The following is a 14,208-nucleotide window of genomic DNA, read 5'->3' as shown; positions in this document are numbered from 1 at the left end:
CCGCTTTACACATAACGTTTTTTATATATTTAAGATCTGTCGTAGGTGTCAACACTTGCCAGTGCCGATTTCTCATATATATTCGTATCTATGAAGATTGATCCTGAACAGATGAAGGCTGGTGCCGATATGGCCAGCGAACTCCTCAAGTCGCTATCCAATCGATATCGACTGCTGATCCTCTGCCGCCTTGCCGACGGCGAGCATTCCGTCGGTCAGCTTGCCGAATTCCTCGGGATCCGCGACAGCACCGTGTCGCAGCATCTGGCGTTGTTGCGCCGGGAAAAGATCATCATGGGACGGCGTGACGGTCAGACCATCTGGTACCGGATCGAGAGCGAACCGGCGCGCGCCATCATCGGCACTCTATACGACAGCTTCTGCAAAACATCCGACTGCGCCGCCTGACGCGGCAGCCGACACCGTCATCCATTCTGCGGATGACGGCTTGACACAAGCTTATCTAATATATACGTATCATCGTAGATATGTATCTTAAGGAGAAAAACATGTCGATCGATCGCGCCGTTCTCGTCTTTGCAGGGTTCATGATCCTGCTTTCCCTCCTGCTGACATACTTCGTGCATCCAGGTTTCGTCTGGTTCACCGCTTTTATCGGCGTGAACATGATACAGTCGGCCTTCACCGGCTTCTGCCCGGCGGCCACGATTTTCCGCAAGCTGGGGCTTCGCCCCGGCACAGCATTCTAAGGAACAAGTCATGCCGAAATCCGCCTTCATCGCCCTGTTTGCGGCTGCGACAGCCATGGGACTGACCGTCAGCCATGCCGCTGATCTCAAACTCGAAGCCGTCGACATCACAGAGATGAAGGCGGTCTACGGCCAGATCCAGCCACGCAACAGCGTACTGGCCCGAGCAAGGCTGGGCGGCACCCTCGTCCAGCTGAATGTCACCGAAGGCGACATCGTCAAGGCTGGCGATGTGATCGCCGAGGTGAAGGACGACAAGATCGACTTCCAGATCAAGGCCGTCGATGCCCAGCTTCAGGGCCTGAACGCTTCTCTGCGGGATGCTCAGGTCGAACTGGATCGTGCTGACCGGCTGGTGCGCAGTGGCGCTACCAGCACCCAGCGCCTCGATCAGTTGAAGACCCAGCTGGACGTCATGACCAACCAGGTACGCCAGGCAGAAGCCCAGCGCTCCGTTCTAGTCCAGCAGGCGTCGGAAGGCGCAGTGCTCGCCCCCTCTGACGGGCGTATCATCGCCGTTCCCGTGACCAGCGATTCCGTCGTCATGGCAGGCGAGACGATTGCGACCATCGCTGGCGGCGGCTTCTTCCTGCGGCTCGCGATCCCCGAGCGTCATGCACAGGACCTGACACAGGGGGCGCCGATCCGCATCGAAGCGAGCGGCACGACGCTCGAAGGCGAACTCGTCAAGATCTATCCGCAGATCGAAGGCGGCCGGGTGACAGCCGATGTCGAGGTAGACGGACTCGATACCGATTTCGTCGCGGCAAGGGTTTTGGTGGAACTGCCGATCGGCAACCGCCGGGCACTCGTGGTGCCGGCAGCCTCCCTGTCGAACAGGTCAGGCGTCAACTTCGTCGCCGTGCGTGAAAACGATCAGGTCGTCGAGCGCGCCGTGGTCGCTGGCGAAACCCTGGAGATCGGCGGAGTGACACAGGTCGAAATACTCTCAGGCCTCGCGGCCGGCGATATCGTGGTGACAGAATGAGCACTCCCGTCGACAACTCACCCAATCCCGCAGGGCCGGATGACGACACGCCAATGACCAATCTGGGCATTGCCGGTCATTTGACACGCGCCTTCATCAAGTCGCCGCTAACACCACTCTTCCTGATCGCCGCCTTCGCCTTCGGTCTTGTGGCCCTGCTCTCGCTCCCGCGTGAGGAAGAGCCACAGATCTCCGTGCCCATGGTCGACATCATCGTCCAGGCCCCGGGCCTACGCGCCGACGATGCGCAGAAGCTGATCACCGAGCCGCTGGAAACCATCGTCAAGAGCATCAACGGCGTCGAGCACATCTACTCCCAGTCCATGGACAACATGGTCATGGTCACCGCCCGCTTCCTGGTCGGCACCTCCGCGGATGCCGCGGTGCTGCGCGTCCACGACAAGGTGCGCGCCAACATCGACCGCATCCCCGTCGGCATCGCCGAGCCCAAGGTGGTCGGCCGTGGCATCGATGACGTTGCGATCGTCACACTCACCTTCTCCCCGACGAAAGACGCGAGCGGCCATGTGGGCGCAAACGACCTGACCCGCATCGTCCGCGAAGTCCGCAACGAGGTCGCCAAGGTCGATAATGTTGGCCTCACCTATGTCGTCGGCGAAACCAACGAGATCATCCGCATCTCGCCACAGCCGGAAAAGCTCGCCCTTTACGGCATCACGCTGCAGCAGCTTGCCGGCAAGGTCGGTGGCGCCAATACGGCGATGCCGGCCTCTCAGGTCCGCGAAAACGGTCGCCAGATCGATGTGATCGCCGGCGAAACCCTCGCTTCCCCCGCCGAGATCGGCAATCTCCTGCTGACGGCCCGCGATGGCAGGCCGGTCTACGTCCGCGATGTCGCGACCATCGACTTTGCCACAGACACCAGCGAAGCCCTCGTTTCCACCCTGCGCAAGGACGGCGATACCGTCGAACGCGTGCCCTCTGTCACACTTGCTATCGCGAAGCGCGCCGGCTCCAACGCGGTCGTCGTCGCCGAGGCGATCCTCGAGCGCGTCGAAGCTCTGGAAGGCAAGCTGATCCCAGAGGACATCCGTGTCGAGGTCACCCGTGACTACGGCGAAACCGCGAATGAAAAGGCGAACGAGCTCCTCTATCATTTGGGCCTTGCGACCGTTTCGATCATCGCGCTGGTCTGGCTGGCGATCGGCAGACGCGAAGCGCTAGTCGTGGCGATCGTCATTCCCGTGACGATCCTGCTCACCCTCTTCGCTTCCTGGCTGATGGGCTACACGCTAAATCGGGTGTCGCTCTTCGCGCTCATCTTCTCGATCGGCATTCTCGTCGACGACGCCATCGTCGTCATCGAGAATATCGCCCGCCACTGGGGCATGGCCGACAAGCGCTCGCGCCAGCGCAGCGCCATCGAGGCGGTAGCCGAGGTCGGCAATCCGACGATCGTCGCGACACTGACAGTCGTCGCCGCCCTCCTGCCGATGCTCTTCGTCTCCGGCATGATGGGCCCCTATATGAGCCCGATCCCGGCCAATGCCTCGGCCGCGATGATCTTCTCCTTCTTCGTCGCCGTCATGGTCACTCCCTGGCTGATGCTGAAGGTCGCCGGCAACGCACCCGTGCACACCCATGCCGATCACGAGACCGGCGGCATACTGGGCCGGATGTACGCGGCAACCGCCCGCCCCATCCTTGCAACAAAGACCCGCAGCTGGGTCTTCCTGATCCTCGTCGGCGTACTGACGCTCGGATCGCTGAGCCTCTTCTACACGAAGCATGTCACGGTGAAGCTGCTTCCCTTCGACAACAAGTCGGAGCTGCAGGTCACCATCGACCTGCCGGAAGGCTCATCCGTCGAGGCGACCGATGCCGTAGCCCAGGCCGTGGGGCGCACCGTGCTCGATATGCCGGAAGTGGTCTCCGTCCAAACGCATGCCGGAACAGCAGCCCCCTTCAACTTCAACGGTCTTGTCCGCCACGCCTATATGCGCGCCGCTTCCTATCAGGGTGACGTGGCCATCAACCTGACGCCCAAGGCGGAGCGTGATCGCACGAGCCACGACATTGCGCTTGATATCCGCCGGAAGATTTCGGGCATTGCCATGCCCGAGGGCACCAGCCTCAAGGTCGTCGAGCCACCGCCGGGACCGCCGGTCATGGCAACCCTGCTCGCAGAGATCTATGGCCCAACGCCTGAGATCCGCCGCGCCGTGGCCGAAAAGGTCGAGGCAGCCTTCCGCTCGGTGCCCTTCATCGTCGACGTCGACAACTCCTATGGCGTGGAAGCACCGCGCAAGCGGCTGGTCATCTCGACCGACGACGCGGAATTCTACCGTGTCGAGGAAGGCGATGTCTTCGACACCATCGCGATCCTCGCGAACGGCAAGACCATCGGCTACTCGCATCGCGGCGAAGGCCGTCCGCCGATCCCGATCCGGCTGGAACGCGCCAAGAGTGAGAAGGTGATCGACGAGCGTTTCCTCTCGACGCCGATGCCGGCCAATGTCCTACCCGGCGACAAGGGTGTCGTCGAACTCGGCGACGTCGTGCGCGTCATCGACGAAAAGACCACGCTGCCGATCTTCCGTCACAACGGCATCAATGCCGAGATGGTGACGGCGGAACTCGCCGGCGACTTCGAGGCCCCCCTCTACGGCATGCTCGCCGTGCAGGAAGCGATCGACGCGCAGGACTGGACGGGACTTCCCAAGCCGGTGATCACCCTCAACGGCCAGCCTACCAACGAAGATCAGGCAACGCTTCTCTGGGATGGCGAATGGGAAGTCACCTGGGTGACCTTCCGCGACATGGGCGCCGCCTTCATGATTGCGCTCCTCGGCATCTATATCCTCGTCGTCGCCCAGTTCGGTTCGTTCAAGGTGCCGCTGGTCATCCTGACGCCGGTGCCGCTGACCTTCATCGGCATCCTCGGCGGCCACTGGCTCTTCGGTGCACCATTCTCAGCGACCTCGATGATCGGCTTCATCGCGCTCGCCGGCATCATCGTGCGCAACTCGATCCTGCTGGTGGATTTCATCCGCCACGCCGATCACACCGGGAAAACACTGACCGATGTCCTGATCGAAGCCGGTTCGATCCGCTTCAAGCCGATACTCCTGACGGCGCTTGCGGCGATCATCGGTGCAGCCGTCATCCTGACCGACCCGATCTTCCAGGGGCTGGCGATCTCGCTGCTCTTCGGCCTGATCTCGTCGACCCTGCTGACGGTCCTGGTGATCCCCGCAATCTACCGGGTGCTACGCACCTGAAAAGACTGACCAGAGGACATATGGCCGCGCGGCAAGCGCGGCCATTTTTATTTGGACAGAAGATTCTCAGCACACCCCCTTCAAAGCGACATTAAAAAGTGTAAACTAAATTTTACACTCAAGCTGAGGCGGGACCCATGGCCCAACCATTCCCATTCGCCGCCATCGTCGCCCAGGAGGACATGAAGAAGGCCCTCTTGATGGCGGCCGTCGAGCCTCTGCTCGGCGGCGTGCTGATCTTCGGCGATCGCGGCACGGGAAAATCCACGGCAGTCCGCGCCCTGACGGAGCTGCTGCCACCGATCGAAACGCGCGACGGTTGCCGCTACAATTGCCTCCCGGCAGAGCCGCAATCCGCCTGCACCGTCTGCAATCCCTCAAGCGGCCTGAAGCCACCTGCTATAGTGAAGCATCGCGCACCGATGATCGATCTTCCTCTGGGCGCGACGGAAGATCGCGTCTGCGGCTCGCTCGACATCGAAAAGGCCCTGGTCGCCGGGGAGAAGCACTTCGAGCCCGGGCTCCTGGCCGCCGCCAACCGCGGCTTCCTCTACATCGATGAGATAAACCTGCTGGAGGACCATCTGGTCGACCTCCTCCTCGATGCGGCAGCCTCTGGCGTCAATGTCGTCGAGCGCGAAGGCCTGAGCATCCGCCACGCCGCCCGTTTCGTCCTCGTCGGCAGCGGCAATCCGGAAGAGGGAGATCTCAGACCGCAATTGCTCGATCGCTTCGGTCTTTCCGTCGACGTCCGCACCATCGACGATCTCGACCAACGCATCGAGGTGATCCGTCGCCGTGACACCTACGAGACGGACCCGCGCGGTTTCGTTAAGCTCTGGGCCAAGCGCGACGCCGCAGTCGGTCGCCGCGTGATCGCCGCGCGAAAAATTCTCCGTCAGGTGGAGATCCCTGATCATGTGGTCAGGCGCATGTCGCAGCTCTGTTTGCGTCTCGGGATCGACGGCATGCGCGGCGAGCTGACCCTGATGCGCGCCAGCCGGGCTGCCGCAGCGCTCTCCGCGCGTCTTCAGGTCACATGGGATGATGTAGCCGATATCGCACCCATGGTACTTTGCCACCGTCTGCGCCGTGACCCGCTCGACGATGCCGGTTCTGCACCCCGCATTGAGCGCGCCCTGGCGTCGATCGACGACACCGGCAAAGACCGTCACGCCCATGGCTGAACTCGGCCCCCACGACGCCTATGAGAAAGCCCTTGATGACAGGGGCGCGGAACTCTGGGCGGATGCGCAGCTGGCGATCGAGCTACTCGGCCTGGGCGGCCCAAGCCTCGGCGGCGTCTGGCTCAGGGCCCGGTCGGGTGGCGTACGCGATTTTTTCATGTCCCGGCTCCAGGAACGCCTCAATATCGGATTTGTCCGCCTGCCACCCGGTACATCTGCGGCCAACCTCTCAGGCGGCGTCGACCTCGCGGCAACCGCTGCGACAGGAAGCCTCGTCCGGCAACAGGGGCTTCTGGCTCGGGCCGAAGGCGGCGGACTGATGGTTCCCATGGCAGAGCGCCTCGACCCATCGCTCGCAGCCATGGTCGCCCGCGCGATGGATCAACCTGCAGAGAGCAGCTTTCTGCTGGTCGCCCTCGATGAATCCCTTGATGATGAAGCCCCGCTTTCCGGCGGACTTGCCGATCGCCTCGCGCTGCGCATCGATCTCGACGGCATCGGCTGGCATCATGTGAGCAGCCCAGAGACAGAGCCAGCCCGGTTGCGGACCCCGGTCGCCACCTGGCAGGATGTCACGATCGACGATCGGCTGCTGAAGGGCCTCGCCACCATCTCGGCGATATCAGGCCATAGCTCGACCCGCATATTGGCGCATCTCGCACGCACGGCACGGCTTCTGGCATGTCGACAAGACCGCACGACAGTCGAAGAGAGCGACGCGCTGACAGCCCTTCGCCTGTGCCTCGGTCTGCGACTGGCGCCTCAGGCTGAAGCGCCAGCCGAGCAGCCGGAAGATCCATCGACAGACGCTCCTCCGGGACAGCCCGAAGAACCGGTTAATCCCTCGGCTCCGACGGACCCGGCCGATCAGGATCAAGACAGCAATTCCGACAAGCCGACACAGCTCGACGCGCTGACGGAAATGCTGGCGGCCATCAAGGCAGGTTCGCTATCGGCAGATCCCTGGCTCACCATCGCCCAGCGCCCCAGCCGCAATGCGGGCGGGGCGGGTAAATCGGGTGACCTGCACAAGAATACCCGGCGGGGTCGGCCTTTCGGCATTGGGCTAGCGCCGCCCCATCCGGAGGCCCGGCCCGACATCATCGCGACCCTGCGCGCAGCAGCGCCCTTTCAGCGTATCCGCGCGGCCCAACGTCAGGCTCTGAGTGTGGCGAACCCTCGTCCATCGTCAGGAGCCACGGCGCCGCGCGCCTATGTCAGCCGCGATGACTTCCGGTATCTGCGTTTGCGCCATGCAGCCCCCTCGACGGCAATCTTTGTCGTCGACGCCTCGGGTTCCACCGCACTGGAGCGCCTCGGCGAAACCAAGGGCGCGATCGAACAGCTGCTGGCGCGATGTTATGTCCGCCGCGACGAAGTGGCCTTGATCGCCTTCAGGGGCACAAGCGCCGAGCTGCTTCTGCCACCGACCCGGTCGCTCACCGCCGCGAAACGCAAACTCGCCGCCCTTCCCGGCGGCGGGCCAACGCCGCTTGCCGCGGGGCTGAAAGCCGGCCTTGAGCTCGCGCTCTCCGTCGAGCGACGCGGCAGCAGCCCTGTGCTTGTCCTGCTGACCGATGGGAGCGGCAACATCGCCCTCGATGGCACCCCTGATCGGGCCCTGGCCGCCGAAGAACTCTCGCGTCTTGCCCGAAACTGCAAATCCAGGGACTTGAAGACAATCTGCATCGATATTGCACGCCGCCCGCGCGAAAGCGTGACCACTCTTGCGAGCATGCTCGGCGCCGACTTGCACATCTTGCGAAAAGCCGATGCCGGTCATGTCTCACAGCTCGTGGACCGTTCGATGCAGGAGGCGCGTGTATGACACTCGGGCGCGATCGACTGAACTGGGAAACGGACGGCCGCAACTGGCCGAACCGCAGCGCAAGCCAGTTCGTGAAGACCAATGCCTGTGACTGGCATGTGCAGATTGCGGGGCAGGACACCGCACCCATGATCCTGCTGCTGCACGGGACGGGTGCATCCTCCCATTCCTGGCGGCATCTGTTGCCGCTACTCAGCGCGCGCTTTCGCGTCGTGGCGCCCGACCTTCCCGGCCACGGCTTCACCCGGCCGTGCGGACCAACAGACCCCTCGCTTCCCGGGATGGTGCGGGCATTGACGGAACTGGTCTCTCGACTGGATCGCTGCCCCGCCGTCATTCTTGGACATTCGGCAGGTGCGGCCATCGCCGTCACGCTGGCGGCCAGCAAGGCCTCCGCCGTGCCGCGCCATGTCATCGGCATCAACGGCGCCTACCTGCCGATCCGTGGCAACGCACTGTTTTCGCCGCTGGCCAAGGCGCTCTTCGCCAACCCATTTTCCGCCTCGATGTTTTCCCTGATGTCACGGGTGACGCCGCTCGGCGGCAATCTGCTGACCGCCACCGGCTCACCGATCGATGAGGAAGGGCGCGCGATCTACCGCATGCTGCTCGCCTCCCCCGCCCACGTTCGCGGCGCGCTCGGCATGATGGCCGCCTGGGACCTGTCCCGTTTCGACGCCACCTTGCAGCGCCTGCCCTTTCCCATGACGCTCATCGCCGCCAAGGACGACCCCATGGTACCGATCGAAAACTCCAGCCACGCAGCGCGACAGGCTCCGGGGAGCCGGCTCGTGCTGACCGACACGGGCGGACACCTTCTGCATGAATGCCGGCCCGCCGACGTCGTGCGGTGGCTGGACGAGGCCATTGGAAACCAGCGACCGAACGGAGCGGATGCAGCATGAATGTCGCCGGCCGCTTTCCCAGACACAAGCCCAAACCCATCGACAACAGACCGCATGCGATCGTGATCGGTGCTGGCGTGGGAGGTCTCGCGACCGGTGCCCTGCTCGGCGCCAAAGGTTATCGTGTCACGATCATAGATCCGCTGGACGAACCCGGTGGACGGGCCTATGCCCATCGCCAGGACGGTTTCACCTTCGACGCCGGGCCGACCATCATCACCGCCCCATGGCTTTTCGAAAAGCTGTGGCATGACTGCGGCGGTCGCCTGAGTGACGATGTCGAACTCCGGCCAAACACCCCCTTTTACCGGGTGCGCTTCGACGACGGTACGGTCTTCGACTATTCCGGCGACCGCGCGGCGATGGAAGCACAGATCGCGAGGATCGAACCCAGGGATGTCGCTGGTTATCGCAGCTTTCTCGACGAGAGCCGGCGGATCTATAAAGTCGCCTTCGAGCAACTGGCGCACAAACCCTTCCACAGCCTGCTGTTCACGGCAAAGACGCTTGCCGGTCTGGTGCGCCTGGGCGGCTATCGCTCCGTCTATTCGGTCGTCTCGAAGCATTTCAAAAGCGACACGCTGCGCACCCTCTTCTCCTTCCATCCGCTGCTTATCGGCGGCAATCCCTTCTCGGCCACCTCCTTCTACTGCCTGATCGCCCATCTCGAGGGCAAATATGGCGTGCATCATGCGATCGGCGGCACCAATGCGCTGGTGCGCGGCATCGCATCGCTCGTCACCCGCAACGGCGGACGCATCCGGCTGAACGAGACGGTCACTGACATCGAGACGGAGGGACGTCGGGCAACGGCCGTACGCCTGGCATCCGGCGAGCGGATCGCTGCCGACATTGTCATCTCGAACGCAGATCCCGCCACCACCTATGGCAAGCTCCTGAAGCACCATCCCCGGAAACGCTGGACCGATGCCAAGCTCAAACGTGGCGACTATTCGATGAGCCTCTTCGTCTGGTACTTCGGCACGAACCGCCGCTATGACGATGTCCTGCATCACACGATGCTCTTCGGCCCGCGTTATCGAGGACTTCTCGACGACATCTTCCGGAACCACCGCCTCGCAGACGATTTCAGCCTCTACCTGCATCGACCGACGGCCAGCGATCCCTCGCTGGCTCCGCCCGGCGGCGATGCCTTCTACGTCTTGAGCCCGGTGCCAAACCTCGAAAGCGGGACCGACTGGAACGAGGCAGCAGAAATCTACCGGCGCAAGATCGAAAAACGGCTCGAGGAAACCATGCTGCCCGGTCTTTCAGAGAGCATCGTCTCCTCGCGAATTGCGACCCCCCTCGACTTCCGGGACAGACTTCTTTCGTGGCAGGGGGCCGCCTTTGCACTCGAACCCAAGCTCCTCCAGAGCGCCTGGTTCCGACCGCACAACAGAAGCGAGGAACTCGACAATCTCTTCCTTTGCGGTGCCGGCACGCATCCCGGTGCAGGCCTGCCCGGCGTCGTGTCGTCGGCGCGCATCGTCGCCGATCTGGTGCCGGATCCGGCAACCCTGCCAGCCGGCACTTGGGAAGGTCGCGGAAGAGGATCTGCACAATGACAGACACACACCCGTCCCACTCCGAAGCCTATCTGGCCCGTCCGACGATCCGTCGGCCAATCCTCTTGAACTATGGCTTTTCCGGAGACTTCGAGGATCAAAGAGCCTGTTCGGCCGCCATTCGTCGGGGGTCGAAATCCTTTCACCTCGCCTCTCTGCTTTTGCCGGGACCGACTCGCGAGGCCGCGCGCGCGCTCTATGCCTTCTGTCGGCATTCCGACGACCTGATCGATGATCCACGCAGCGGCATGCCAGCCCTCCAGCGCCTGCGCGAGCGGCTGGACCTGATCTATGCCGGGGACCCGGCACCCTTTGCCTGCGACCGCGCCTTCGCACGGGTGGTGCACGACCATGCCATCGCCAAGCCGGTGGTCGAAGCCCTGCTCGACGGCTTTGCCATGGATCTGGACGGGCGGCGCCACGCGACCATCGACGACGTGAAAGCCTATGCGACCTGTGTTGCTGCAAGCGTCGGGCTGATGATGGCATCGGTGATGGGCGTCAGCGATAGGGCTGCGCTTTCCCGCGCGGCCGACCTCGGGATCGCTATGCAACTGACCAACATCGCCCGCGATGTCGGGGAAGACGCCCGAAACGGCAGGCTCTATCTGCCGCTCGACTGGCTGGATGAACAGGGTGTCGACGTCGCGGCCTTCCTGCATAATCCGCAATTCACCCCCGCGCTCGGTCTGGTGGTAAGGCGACTGCTCGACGAGGCTGCCCGCCACTACCGGCTCGGCCATGCCGGCATCCGCAGCCTGCCGAAACCCTGTCGTCATGCGATCCGCACTGCCGCCTTGGTTTATGAGGCGATCGGCCAGGGCATTGCAGCCAATGGCTATGACAGCGTCAACCATCGCGCGACAACGGGACTCAGCACCAAGCTTGGCCTCCTGATCAAGGCACGCTCCGACGACAGCCGCTGGACGGCGACGGCCGTGCGCGATCTCCATGCCGGGACGGAACCTGTCGCACGATCGCTGGTGACACTCAGCGGCATCTTGCGAGAGAGTGCCCCGACGCAACGCCCCGACACGCCAGCATCTGATGGGGAGACGGCCGTGGGACGGGTAACCGACATTCTGCTGAGGCTTCATGCCGACGCACGGATTGAGACGCTGAGACGCCGAGACGCGGCGCGGGAAAAGGCGGCGAGCCTTGCTTGAGCATTATTTCGGCATCATCGAAGCCATCTTCGTCTTTAGCCTGGCGATCGCCTTCTATGTCTGGCAGATGCGCGATCTGAAGAAAGCGAAGCGCGAGGCGGAAGCCCGCGAGCGGCAGGCGAGCCAGCCTCTTACGGAAGAGCCGAAAACCGACTAGGCGCGGCGCGGCATGCGAAACGGAAGCATCAGCCTGACGACCGGATTTGCCAGTCGGCGACAATCGAGCGTCTCCTGCATCATCTCGACCGGATCCCCGGCAATCACCGTTTCGACCAGCGAGCGCCGGTAAAACGGCGTGTCTTCGAGCACGTTTTTCAAGACGGGACTTGCGCCACCATCGCAGGCGATACCGCCGCCGACGCCCCAGAACCCGCGCTGTAGCAGTTTTCGTGGCGGGGGATCGAAGTCGGATATCGCACCGTGACGACCACAGATGAGCCCGAAGCGGCTGTTCGTCCCGTCGGCCAGCACTGAATCGTAGAGGATCACCGTACGGCCATCGCCCGTATTGCCCCTGGCCCAGTCCCAGCCGGAAAAATCCGTCTCAAGCGGACGGGCGCCATGGTTCATGTCGTGATAGCCCGTCCCCGTCCATCCACCATCGGGCAGCGCCTCGCAGGCGACGGTGACCCGCCCATTGGGGGCGACTGGTTGCCAGGCATGAAACCCGGCGCGATCGAGACCATAGGCCCGCGCACCAAGAAAATCCGGCACTAGCCGGATTTCGCCCCGCATTCGTTTTGGCAGCAAACGCTGACCGGGCCAGGGCAGGAAGATCTCGTCGAAGCTGATCACGAAGCCTGAACCATCGTAGCGGAACGAACTTTTGCCGATCGCCAGGGAGTGCTTGTCGCGACTGAGCCGGGCCTTGCCACGCTCGGTCATCGCCCAGGCGTGACCCTGAGGCCCGTAGAGCGCGACATTGAAGGCAATATGATTTTCCGGATCATGCCGGCCGGACCAGTGATAGTAGGGCGAAAACACGGAGCCGATGAAGGCGATCACCGTGAAGGCGAACTGTCCGCAGTCACTCGTTCCGTCTGCATACCACCAGTGATAGCCGCCAGGTGCGACCGCCTGGTCAAAGGCCGGTCCGCCATCAACCGTTCGGCCGCGAGCTTGCCGGAAAGCGCCGCCATCGGCAGCCCCGGCCCCGGATGTACGCTGCCCCCCGCCAGATAAAGCCCCGGCAGCGGCCCCTCCGATCCCGGCCGGGCGAAGGATGCCATCCACCCGTGCGAGGCCATCCCGTATAGCGCTCCCCCCGTTCCCGGATAGAGGCTCGCAAAGCGATCCGGAGTCGTGATGTTCGCCGTAGCCTGTGGGTTCGAGAGCGTCAGACCGTTCAGTGACAGTCGCCGTTCCATGCTCTTCAGACATGCATTGACCTCGCGTTCATCGAACCGGTGACGATCTCCATCCGCCGGGAGGTTCATCAGGGCATAGATGCGCTCCGGCTCGACACCGCCGGCCTTTAGGCGACCGGTCGCATCGCGGTCCTGAGCGCAGAGATAGACGGTCGGATCGGAAGGTGCCTCGCGCCGTTTAAAGATCGCCTCGAACTCGCGCTCGTAGTCGTCGGAAAAGAACACCGTATGATGCGCAATCTCGACACCTTTAGGCTCGGCGACGCTGCATGACACAAGGGCTGACAGAGACCGTTGTGCCCGACTGCGAGCCGGGTCCGGAGGCGAGGCGCCGATCAGCCGGGGCAGCGCGGCGACATCTCCGTTGTAGACGATCTGCCGGGCATCCACCCGTCGGCCAGTTCGCGTGACCACACCGGACACGGCCCGACGCGAGGGATCGATGAGGATCTCGCTGACGGGATCGCCATAGCGAAACTCGACGCCGAGCTCGACAGCCAGCGCTTCGAGACGCATGGCAAGCGCCCTGATCCCGCCCTCGACGGTCCAGACACCCTCCTGCTCGACATGCGCGACCAGCATCAGTGTTGCCGGAGACAGGAAGGGCGAAGAGCCGCAATAGGTGGCGTAACGACCGAAAAGCTGGCGAAGGCGCACATCGGAAAAATAGCCGCCAAGCGCAGACCAGAGCGTCGAGAACGGCTTGATCGCGAGCAGATCCGCCGGCCGACCGAGCCCGATGCGACGAGACAGGGAAACCGGATTGGGTCTGGTGGCGTCGATGAAACTGTCTTTCAACACCTCAAACGTCCGCCGGCTGTCGGCCGCGAAGCGCCGGTATCCCTCTGCCTCGCGCCGTCCGGCAAAGTCTCCGATCGCCCTGATCGTTTCGTCATGGTCTGCATGCAGATCAAGACAGACCCCGCCCCGCCAGTAATGGCGCGCGATCACGCTCGATGGGACCAGGCTGAGTTCGTCTTCAATTCTGCGTCCCGCAGCGGCAAAGAGTGCCTCGAAGACCCATTTCATCGTCAGCACCGTCGGCCCCGCATCAAAGCCTCTGCCAGCCGCTTCGACACGACGCATTTTGCCGCCGGCCTCTGCCTGCGCCTCGCAGACAACGACGCGATATCCGGCCGCAGCCAATCGAATGGCAGCCGAGAGCCCCGCCATGCCGGCACCGATCACCAGCACGGTATCGTCTGTCGAAACAGGCACCTTCGTCTCCTGTGGCCAGTTGACTTACG

12 protein-coding genes are annotated in these 14,208 nt (G+C 63.2%); 10 read left to right on the top strand and 2 right to left on the bottom strand.

Annotation, left to right across the window (positions count from 1 at the left end; all coding sequences use genetic code 11):
* Positions 1 to 90 precede the first annotated feature (90 nt).
* From IP85_RS01215 to IP85_RS22105, 10 genes are all read left to right on the top strand, one after another.
* The gene (locus IP85_RS01215; RefSeq protein ID WP_006724804.1) at positions 91 to 408 is read left to right on the top strand and encodes a metalloregulator ArsR/SmtB family transcription factor; all 318 of its coding nucleotides are present in this window, start codon (positions 91 to 93) and stop codon (positions 406 to 408) included.
* Between the two features lie 101 nt (positions 409 to 509).
* Positions 510 to 710 carry a DUF2892 domain-containing protein gene (locus tag IP85_RS01210; protein ID WP_006724805.1) on the top strand — a complete coding sequence of 67 codons (201 nt, stop codon included), beginning with the start codon at positions 510 to 512 and terminating at the stop codon, positions 708 to 710.
* Between the two features lie 10 nt (positions 711 to 720).
* Positions 721 to 1,698: an efflux RND transporter periplasmic adaptor subunit gene (locus IP85_RS01205; protein ID WP_082347543.1), complete on the top strand. Its 978-nt coding sequence runs from the start codon at positions 721 to 723 to the stop codon at positions 1,696 to 1,698.
* A 53-nt stretch (positions 1,699 to 1,751) separates the two neighbouring features.
* Positions 1,752 to 4,940, top strand: coding sequence for an efflux RND transporter permease subunit (locus IP85_RS01200; protein ID WP_054147830.1), 3,189 nt, complete (start codon positions 1,752 to 1,754; stop codon positions 4,938 to 4,940).
* Between the two features lie 137 nt (positions 4,941 to 5,077).
* The gene (gene bchI, locus IP85_RS01195) at positions 5,078 to 6,127 is read left to right on the top strand and encodes a magnesium chelatase ATPase subunit I (RefSeq protein WP_054147829.1); all 1,050 of its coding nucleotides are present in this window, start codon (positions 5,078 to 5,080) and stop codon (positions 6,125 to 6,127) included.
* The gene (locus tag IP85_RS01190; protein ID WP_054147828.1) at positions 6,120 to 7,955 is read left to right on the top strand and encodes a VWA domain-containing protein; all 1,836 of its coding nucleotides are present in this window, start codon (positions 6,120 to 6,122) and stop codon (positions 7,953 to 7,955) included. The genes bchI and IP85_RS01190 overlap by 8 nt, the downstream gene beginning before the upstream one ends.
* The gene (gene bchO / locus IP85_RS01185; protein ID WP_054147827.1) at positions 7,952 to 8,860 is read left to right on the top strand and encodes an alpha/beta fold hydrolase BchO; all 909 of its coding nucleotides are present in this window, start codon (positions 7,952 to 7,954) and stop codon (positions 8,858 to 8,860) included. The genes IP85_RS01190 and bchO overlap by 4 nt, the downstream gene beginning before the upstream one ends.
* Complete coding sequence (locus IP85_RS01180) at positions 8,857 to 10,428, top strand: phytoene desaturase (RefSeq protein WP_054147826.1); 1,572 nt, start codon at positions 8,857 to 8,859, stop codon at positions 10,426 to 10,428. Before bchO ends, IP85_RS01180 begins: the two co-directional genes overlap by 4 nt.
* Complete coding sequence (locus IP85_RS01175; RefSeq protein WP_054147825.1) at positions 10,425 to 11,594, top strand: phytoene/squalene synthase family protein; 1,170 nt, start codon at positions 10,425 to 10,427, stop codon at positions 11,592 to 11,594. Before IP85_RS01180 ends, IP85_RS01175 begins: the two co-directional genes overlap by 4 nt.
* Positions 11,587 to 11,751, top strand: coding sequence for a hypothetical protein (locus tag IP85_RS22105; RefSeq protein WP_156322691.1), 165 nt, complete (start codon positions 11,587 to 11,589; stop codon positions 11,749 to 11,751). The genes IP85_RS01175 and IP85_RS22105 overlap by 8 nt, the downstream gene beginning before the upstream one ends.
* Here the strand turns inward: IP85_RS22105 and IP85_RS01170 are convergent.
* Both IP85_RS01170 and crtD read right to left on the bottom strand, forming a co-directional pair.
* Entirely contained in the window at positions 11,748 to 12,599 is an 852-nt protein-coding gene (locus IP85_RS01170) for a hydroxyneurosporene synthase (protein ID WP_054147824.1), read from the bottom strand. The genes IP85_RS22105 and IP85_RS01170 overlap by 4 nt on opposite strands.
* Positions 12,596 to 14,179: a 1-hydroxycarotenoid 3,4-desaturase CrtD gene (gene crtD, locus IP85_RS01165; RefSeq protein WP_082347541.1), complete on the bottom strand. Its 1,584-nt coding sequence runs from the start codon at positions 14,177 to 14,179 to the stop codon at positions 12,596 to 12,598. Before crtD ends, IP85_RS01170 begins: the two co-directional genes overlap by 4 nt.
* Positions 14,180 to 14,208 lie beyond the last annotated feature (29 nt).

Source organism: Rhizobium sp. AAP116, from assembly GCF_001295785.1.
Lineage (GTDB): Bacteria > Pseudomonadota > Alphaproteobacteria > Rhizobiales > Rhizobiaceae > Allorhizobium.
This window is presented reverse-complemented; position numbering and strand designations above follow the sequence as displayed.